Raw genomic sequence first — 7,864 nt, forward strand, 5'->3', positions numbered from 1 at the left:
GAAGCCTGCGGCTTGAGCAATCGCTGGCGCGATTGCGGCGGTGCTGACGCACCGCCAGGTGCGGGGGTGCCGGCTGCGCCGTCACCGTGCGTGGTGTTGGCCTCGGCTGCGCCTCGGCGGGTGGGTGAATGGTTGGGGGTATTCGCCTGCGGCGAATACGCGGGGTTGTGCTGGCTTGTTGGGGTGGGCGTGGGGCGTCGCTGCGCTCCGCCCTGTCGTGGCATTGTCCCGGGCCTACGGCCCGTCAATCGGTCGGCATTCCGGTCCTGTTGGAGCAGTGTTTTCACGGCCCTACGGGCCGGTTTGCTGGCAGGGTTTCCCGGGCTGCGCCCGGGGGTGAGCGTTGACGATGTGACGCGGAATTCGGGTAGTGGCCCATCCCTTCGGGGAGGCGGGGTGCCGGCCGGGGCCCGCGGCCCTCGGCGTTGACGATGTGTCGTGGACTTCGGGTATCAGTCACAACCTCACCTTTGGGCGCCCTCCCCGGTCCCGGCCGATGGGGTACTCGGGGCGCGGTTTCGCCTTGTGGTTGCTGGGCCTGCGGCCCGTCCTCCGCCTTGGGACGGGGCCTGCGGCCCTCGGGAGGCGTCTTCGAGCCACCGGTCCGGACAGTAGTCACAACCTCGACTTCGGCCCGAACAGCCTGGCGAACCCATGCCGCGGGTATTCCTCTGCCTTGGCCGTGACAAGGCGCTTAACCAACTCGTCTCTTGAGGCTTGCGCCATGCCCCTCGCCCCAGCAACCGAGTGCCAAAACAAGCAATCATCGAATATCCAGTCACTGCGCTTCTTGTCCAGAATTTCTGCCCGAATTTCTTCCAGGTGATCGAGATAGTACATCCTTGCCTCGTGGCGATCGAGGTAAATATCTCGCAGCGTCGGCCCGGGGCCCTTCAATGTGCCATTCCCATCCCACCGGTAGTCCCTCCGGCCTGGAATCCATTCAGTCGGATCGAGATCACCTTTCTGATTGTTGCAGTAATCACAAGCGGGCACCAGATTCCGAAGGTCGTCTGCACCGCCCCTAGAAAATGGGATCACATGGTCCATGGTTTCAGCTGGCCTGGAACAGTAGGCGCATTCTCCGCCATTTGCAGTCAAAACTACAAGCCATATCCACAAGGGGAACTTCCTTCGGATTCGCCTTGCCATCAAGCACACCTCCCAGCGCCAGAAACCGGAACCTTAGCAGCGGTCACCGACAGCAACCCGAGAATCCCGGCCTGCGGCACAGCCCGTGCATGCCCGTCACAACACAGGGGCGGCAGGCTTTCTCGCTTGCCACCGGGCGCGGCCTGACGGCCTACCAGAACCCCCGCGTTGCACCCCACGGACGGACACGACCTCGACGACGACGACGACGGCGCGGAGGGGACCCGAACGGCCGTCCCCGGCCCGCGCACGGCCCCGGACAGCGGCGCAGCAGGCCGACAAGCGGGGCGCGGCCCGGCCGGAGGAAGCCCAGAAGGCCCCGAACGGGCCGCGGCCCCGACGGCAGACCCGGGACGACGGCCGGGCAGGGGCACAGCAGGCCCCGGACGACGCCGGGTCCGACCCCCACCAAACCGAACACCACCCCCAGCCACCGCAATTCCGACCCGAATTCAGACCACCACCGGCAACCAATCCACCACAACAACCCGACGGAATACCCGGCGGAATTCAGCCCCTGAAAAAGCCCACAACACCGAGCCCACTCCCCGAACGGGCCGACCCGCCCCTCTAGCCCACCAACCACCACACACAGTCACCAGGCTCGCGGTCGGCGCCAACACCGCCGGACGCCCGACGGGCACAAGTAAAGGTCCAGACAACCTGGCCTATGGGGCCATTCCACGGCCATCGCGGCCGACAGGTCACACCCTGAGGCCTTCGGGTGGTTCCGTCACCGGGAGACGGTGACGCAACCACCCCGGCACGGCCCAGGCCAGCGGCGGGCGGGGCCGGGACGGCGCGCGGCCGGGCCTCACGCGCCGGGGCCCGCTTCCGATCCGGCTGGCATTTCGTCAGAATCCTCCGTGTGACGGAACCCTTGAGCACCGGGCCGGCCTGCACACGGCCGGGATGCGGCCGGCCCCTGCCGAAGGCGGCCACCGGCCGCCCCGCCCTGCACTGCAGCCCCGCCTGCCGCCAGGCCGAACACCGCCGACGCCGCCTCGAGGAACAACTCCCCTCCCTGCGCGCCGAGGCCCGCGCCCTCCTGGCCCGCCTGGGCGGCGACGAACAGGCACGCCAGGCCCTGGAGAACCTGGACGGCGGCCAGGTGGCGGTGTTCGTCCGGCACGCCCGCACCGCCCAGGCCGCACTCGACGGCGCCTTCGCCCTCCTCGGACTCCCCGCACCCACCCTCGACCAGGCAGCCGGCGGGCAGCAGGACGGGGCTGGCGCGGCAAGCGCGCGCAGGTCCACGGCCAGCAGGCCGTCCCCGAGAACCTGCTGACCGCCTTCCAGAACGCCTGCGGAGCCGGAGCGGACGAGACGACGGCGAGGCCGGACGCCCTGGTCCCGGACAGCGGCCACGGCCACGGTGAAAGCCCCAGCCGCGGTGAAGGCCCCGGCCGCGGCCGTGCGCCGGCCGCCGAACCGGTACGGATCCGGGCCGCCCTGCCCCCGGACACCCGCCCCCTGCCCACCACCACCGCCTACGACGAACTCCTCCCCACCCGCCGCCGCCACCGCACACCAGGGGCTCCCGACCACCCGGCAGGTGGCACCCCGGGCGAGACCGGCCGGAAGACCACCCGCGCCGCCGGGGCGGACACAGAGCAGCCCGGCCCGGCCCGCCGCTCCGCCGGCCCCGGTGGCAACGACGGAACCGCCCGGGCGCAGCAGACGACCACGGCGGCCGGGGCCCAGCTCACCGTCATCTTCGACGACGGCACCCCGCACACCCACCCCGAACCGGCCGTAGCACCACCACACCGGCCCGAGCGGCCCGTACCCAGCCAGACCGGGGCCGCCACCCCACCAGGCCCCGGCCCGGAACAGGACGACACCACGCCCGCCACCACCGAGACCGAACCCGCCGCCCTGCTCGGCCCCGGCCTGGCCGGTGAGCTCGGCGACGACACCGTCGCCGAGCCGCGCGAGCGGCCGGACACGCCGGACGCCGAACCGGAGAGCCGACCGGACTACGACGGCGGGGCGCAGCGGCAGAAGGGCCCCGCCCCCGGACGGGGCCGGGACGACGACGCGCTCGCGGCCACCGGGGACGAACCCGCCACCGCCGACGGCGGGCGGGCTGGCAGCACGGTGGCACCCGCACCGGCACCCGACAGCCACAACACGCTCACGGCCGCCGAGAACGAACCCGCCACCGACAGCGGGCAGGCCGGCACCACGGTGGTACCCGCACCAGCGCCCGACAGCCACGACACGCTCGCGGCCGCCGAAGCCGAACTCGCCACCGCCGCCCAGGCGCTCATCGGTGACCCGACGTCCGGCCTGTCGAAAGCCGTCAACCGACAGCTGTACCGGCACACCACCGCGCTGGCCCGTGGTGAGGACATGCTGCTGCCCCACCTCCGCTACGCCACCGCCGACCTCGCCAGCCGCCGCGGCCGGCTCCGCCTACCCGACACCCCCCCAAGGCCAACGCCTCCACACCGCCCTCGCCGCCTACGAGAACGCCTGGAACACCACCAGAACCGGCACCGGGACGGCATCAGGAACGGCACCGTGACGGGACCACACCACGATCCACCACAACCCAGCCCGTAACGAAACCAACCCCACCCGTGCGGCACAGCCCCACCAGAACAGGCCAAGACAGCGGGCGGCCGGACGGGCGGCGGGCGCGCAGGGCGAGGGTCACGCCCCGCGGTTCTTCGCCGGGTAGAGCTTCGCGTGCAGCACCCGCACCTCCCACCACGGATCGTCCGGGATGGAGACCAGGACGACCACCAGGTGGCGGGCGGCCGGCCGGCGGCCGCCGAAGGCGGGGCGCGGCGGGCAGGACGCAGCAGGCGGCGGGGCGGCGGGGCGGCGGGCCTCGACCGGCGGTGCGGGCCCGACCGGGCGGCGACTCGCCGACCGTCGGGTGACGGTACGCCGGCGGCCTCGCCTGGGCCGGTAGCCCTTGCCGCATGATCCCTTCAGCCTGGTGGCGCCGAGGCGCCACCGCCATCGCCGCGCTCGCCCTCACCTTGATCCCCGCGGCCGTCCCGGCCGACGCCGCAGCTCCGCCGACCGCTCCCACAGCTGCCGCCGTCGCCCAACACCGTCAGCTGCCCGAGCCTCCTCCGGCCGACGTCGTCCGCGCCGAGCTGGACGAACTCGTCGTCGAGGCCCCGCACTCCATGGAGGGGTACACCCGCGAGAAGTTCCCGCACTGGATCCGGCAGTACGGCACCTGCGACACCCGCGAGGTCGTCCTCGCCCGCGACGGCCAGGACGTCGCCCGTGACGACCAGTGCCGCGCCGTCTCCGGGTTCTGGGTAAGCCCCTACGACGACAAGACCTTCACCGACGCCAAGGCACTCGATATCGACCACCTGGTCCCGCTCGCCGCTTCGTGGCGGGCGGGCGCCGACACCTGGACCACCGACAAGCGCCGTGCCTTCGCCAACGACCTGACCCACAGCCAGCTGCTCGCGGTGTCCGCCGCCTCGAACCGCGCGAAGGCTGACAAGGGACCGGACGCCTGGAGGCCGCCGCTGCGGTCGTACTGGTGCACCTACTCCCGCGCCTGGACCGACATCAAGCACACCTACGCCCTCAGCACCACCCAGGCCGAGAAGAACGCCCTCATCGAGATGCTCGACACCTGCGCGTAGCCGGCGGCCAGGCCGGTCGGCCCACGCCCGCCCCCGGTCGTTCAGGCGGGCCGACCGGCCGGGAGGTCGTCCCGGGCGGCTCCACGACGTGCTCGCGTTCGCGGCCAGCCGCCGTCGGCTCTTTCCGCCGATCGCTGATGCGACGGCGCCCGCCGGTGATGGCCCGGGGTGTGCGTCTCGGGTCCGGCGGGCACCGGCAGCAGCGTAGCGGGCACGGCCCGGCCGGCCCGGCTTCCACGGCGCCGGGCGGGGCGCACCCGCGGTCGGGCACCGCGCGCGGCGGTGGCGGAGAACACCGTCACCTCGGCCTGGTCCGCGCCGACGACACCGATCTCCCAGGGCGCAGCACGGCCGGGTCCCGGGAACGACAGGGGGCGTCCCGCGCGGGACCCGGCCAGTGGGAGGCCAGCAGCGCCGGGGGCATGGCGCGGCTGCTCTGATCGGCGGCCCGGTCGGGTCCAGGTGCCCGGGCGGGGTCGGTGAGGTCGGCGACGCGCTCACCACCACCGAGGATGAGCTCGTCGCCGTACCGGGGTGGTCGGCGACGTCGGTCAGAACGACGGGCTCGTGCTCCTGGCGGCCGGGCGGAGTCGCCGTCGTTCCACGCGTGGGACGCGGCCGGGCGGGGTGGCCAGCCTTCGCCGGGCGCTCACCATCACCACGGCCAGCCCCCGGCGGACAGCCTCGCCCCGGCGCTGTCAGCGGCGGGCACCGCCGGACGCCACCGCGTAGACCAGCCCGCCGCAGGCGTCGGGCCCGCGACGACCGCCCACCACCACGTCCACCACCAGGCAGAAGAGGGCTCAGACCGATCAGCTCACCGTCCGGCACGCGCGCGAGCACCTGCTCGACATTGGGCGGATCCACGCCGCCTTCGTCGCCGACGCCCGGGAACGCGGCGAGGCCTGCGACCCGCTCGACCTCCTCCCCGCCCCGGCGCTGCCCGCCGGCGAGGGCGGGCGGGACGGCGAGCGCGCGGCGTCACCAGCCGACGGAGCCCGCCGCTGGCCGGAACGGCGAGCGGGCTGGGTTCCGGAGGGAGCGGCTGCCGGGGTGTGGTCGGCGGCCCCGGTGGCGGGCTGGGCCCCCTGGGCAGGTGGGGCGGATCTGGTTCTTGGAGGCGATGCTTGGGCTGCTCGTGCGGGTGGGTGGTGGTGCAGTAATGCCGTCACTGGTCTGACGTGCGTAGGCAGATCCGAAGCAACTCGGGGCGGAGCGGTGGCGTCCGAGGGTGCCTGCGCGCCATGGTGGATCCCGGCCTCAGGAGACGCCCGACACCCGCCGAATCCGGTGTGGCGAACGCGCCCTGGCGTCCACTCAGTTCCTCTCAGCTCTCTCCGTTCGACAGGAGTTCCGCACCCATGCCCAAGCCCAGCCCCACCCACCTGTTCTGCGTCGGCCTGGGGAACCGCGCCCGCCACCTCCCGGTCGGCATCCGACGCCGCCTGGTCGTCATCGTCGTCCTGCTCATCGCGGCCGCCGCCGTCGCCCTCGGCGCGGACGTCTCCGCCGTGGTCGGGGCCATCGCGCTGCCGTCGGCCGCAGTGAAGCTCGCCGACCTGGCCGTCGGCTCCGGACCCGGCCGGCAGCGCAGCCAGCCCGCCGTGCAGGGGCGGTGAGTACGGCCGTGGGACGCCCCGAGAAGCCGATCGCCGCTGACCGCCCCGAGCGACACCCGCTCGCCCGGTACCTGCGAGGCCTGCGCGCCGCCGCCGGCCTCGGCTACCGAGAGATCGCCGGGCACCCGGTGGCCGTCCGCGCGGACGGCAGCCCGATCTCGGCAGCCACATTCCAGCGCGCGGCCGCCGCCAAGATCCTTCCCCCCGAGGACGTCATCACCGCGTTCGCGAAGGCCTGCGGCGGCGACGTGGACAAGGCCCTGAAGCTGGCCGCCCGCGCCGTCGCCTGGGGCAGTGCCTGGCACGCCTACGACACGGCCCGGGGCCTGGGGCTGCCCCCGGGCGAGCGGCCGCCGCGGCACATCTCCCCCGGCGATATCTTCAGCCTCCGCGACCTGCGCACCGCGATGCGCTACGTCCACCTCCAGGCCGGTGCCCCCTCCAGCCGCGCACTCGAGCGCGCGGACCTGACGGGCTACCTCCGCCACACCACCCTGGACCGCGTCCTCGACCCCCGCGCCAACCCTCGCCTGCCCTCCCCCGAACTCCTCGACGCTTTCCTCGCCGGATGCGACGTTCCCAAGCGGCGCTGGAAGGCATGGAAGAACGCCTACCAGCGCCTCGTCGACGGCGACGAACGCCTCAGCGCACGCGCCCTCGCCCGCGAGACCCGCGACCAGCCGGCCATCGTCTACAGCTCACCCTGCGATCTGATCGCGGAAGCCGGACGCCGGGAGGACGATTACCTGCGGTTCCGTTCGCTCCGGAAGAGCCACAGAAACCAGCCCGATCCCCGCGGCTTCGGCCTGCCCTACGACGCGGTCGAGGAGTACCCCGACCAGTGGGCCATCGAGTACGCCGACCAGAAGGAACTGAACTTCGGCTGACGCACCCGCGGCCGGGCACAGGGTCACCGGCTGGGCCACGCGCGGCGGAAGGGACAGCGGGCCCCCGCAGACCCCGCAGTCGGTCAGAACCGGCCGCGGCGCGCCCTGGTCCGGGCGGGCAGACACCGCGGTGGTGCCCGCGCCGACGCCCGACAGCCACGACACGTTCGCGGCCGCCGAAGCCGAACTCGCCACCGACGCCCGGGCACTCGTCGGCGACCCGGCCTCCGGCCTATCGAAGGCCGTCGACCGACAGCTCTACCGGCACACCGCAGCCCTGGCCGCCGGCAACACCACGGTGCTCCCCGCCGCCCACCAGGCAACCGCCGGCCCACCGCCACAGCCTGCCCAACACCCCCCACGGCCAACGCCTACGAGCTGCCCTCACCACCTACTAGAACGCCTGGAACACCACCAGAACCGGCACCGGGTCGCCGGTGGAGGTGCCGGGGTGAGCGTCCGAGAGCGCTCGGTGCCCGCTCGGCGTCCCCGGGCCTGTTCACCACTGCCGACCGCGCGGTTCGAGGTCTGAGCGCGCCGAAGGGCTGCTTCCCCCTATCCGAGGCGGGGGGGGAAGCAGCCC

At 73.3% G+C, this 7,864-nt stretch carries 6 protein-coding genes; 5 read left to right on the forward strand and 1 reads right to left on the reverse strand.

Features of this window, described 5'->3' with window-relative positions; translation table 11 throughout:
- Positions 1 to 615: 615 nt before the first annotated feature.
- The gene (locus tag ACFRQN_RS38725; protein ID WP_380745296.1) at positions 616 to 1,152 is read right to left on the reverse strand and encodes an HNH endonuclease; all 537 of its coding nucleotides are present in this window, start codon (positions 1,150 to 1,152) and stop codon (positions 616 to 618) included.
- 868 nt (positions 1,153 to 2,020) lie between these two features.
- On the opposite strand from ACFRQN_RS38725, the gene ACFRQN_RS38730 reads away from it, so the two are divergent.
- From ACFRQN_RS38730 to ACFRQN_RS38750, 5 genes are all read left to right on the forward strand, one after another.
- A complete protein-coding gene (locus tag ACFRQN_RS38730; RefSeq protein ID WP_380745298.1) occupies positions 2,021 to 2,440 on the forward strand; it encodes a hypothetical protein in 420 nt (139 codons plus the stop codon).
- Positions 2,441 to 3,252: 812 nt separating this feature from the next.
- The gene (locus tag ACFRQN_RS38735; protein WP_380745300.1) at positions 3,253 to 3,720 is read left to right on the forward strand and encodes a hypothetical protein; all 468 of its coding nucleotides are present in this window, start codon (positions 3,253 to 3,255) and stop codon (positions 3,718 to 3,720) included.
- A gap of 365 nt (positions 3,721 to 4,085) precedes the next feature.
- Complete coding sequence (locus ACFRQN_RS38740; RefSeq protein WP_380745302.1) at positions 4,086 to 4,775, forward strand: HNH endonuclease family protein; 690 nt, start codon at positions 4,086 to 4,088, stop codon at positions 4,773 to 4,775.
- Positions 4,776 to 6,136: 1,361 nt separating this feature from the next.
- A complete protein-coding gene (locus ACFRQN_RS38745; RefSeq protein ID WP_380745304.1) occupies positions 6,137 to 6,394 on the forward strand; it encodes a hypothetical protein in 258 nt (85 codons plus the stop codon).
- Between the two features lie 8 nt (positions 6,395 to 6,402).
- Complete coding sequence (locus ACFRQN_RS38750; RefSeq protein ID WP_380745306.1) at positions 6,403 to 7,281, forward strand: helix-turn-helix domain-containing protein; 879 nt, start codon at positions 6,403 to 6,405, stop codon at positions 7,279 to 7,281.
- Positions 7,282 to 7,864: the final 583 nt, after the last annotated feature.

Origin of the sequence: Kitasatospora sp. NPDC056800 (assembly GCF_042789775.1) — a bacterium.
GTDB lineage: Bacteria > Actinomycetota > Actinomycetes > Streptomycetales > Streptomycetaceae > Kitasatospora.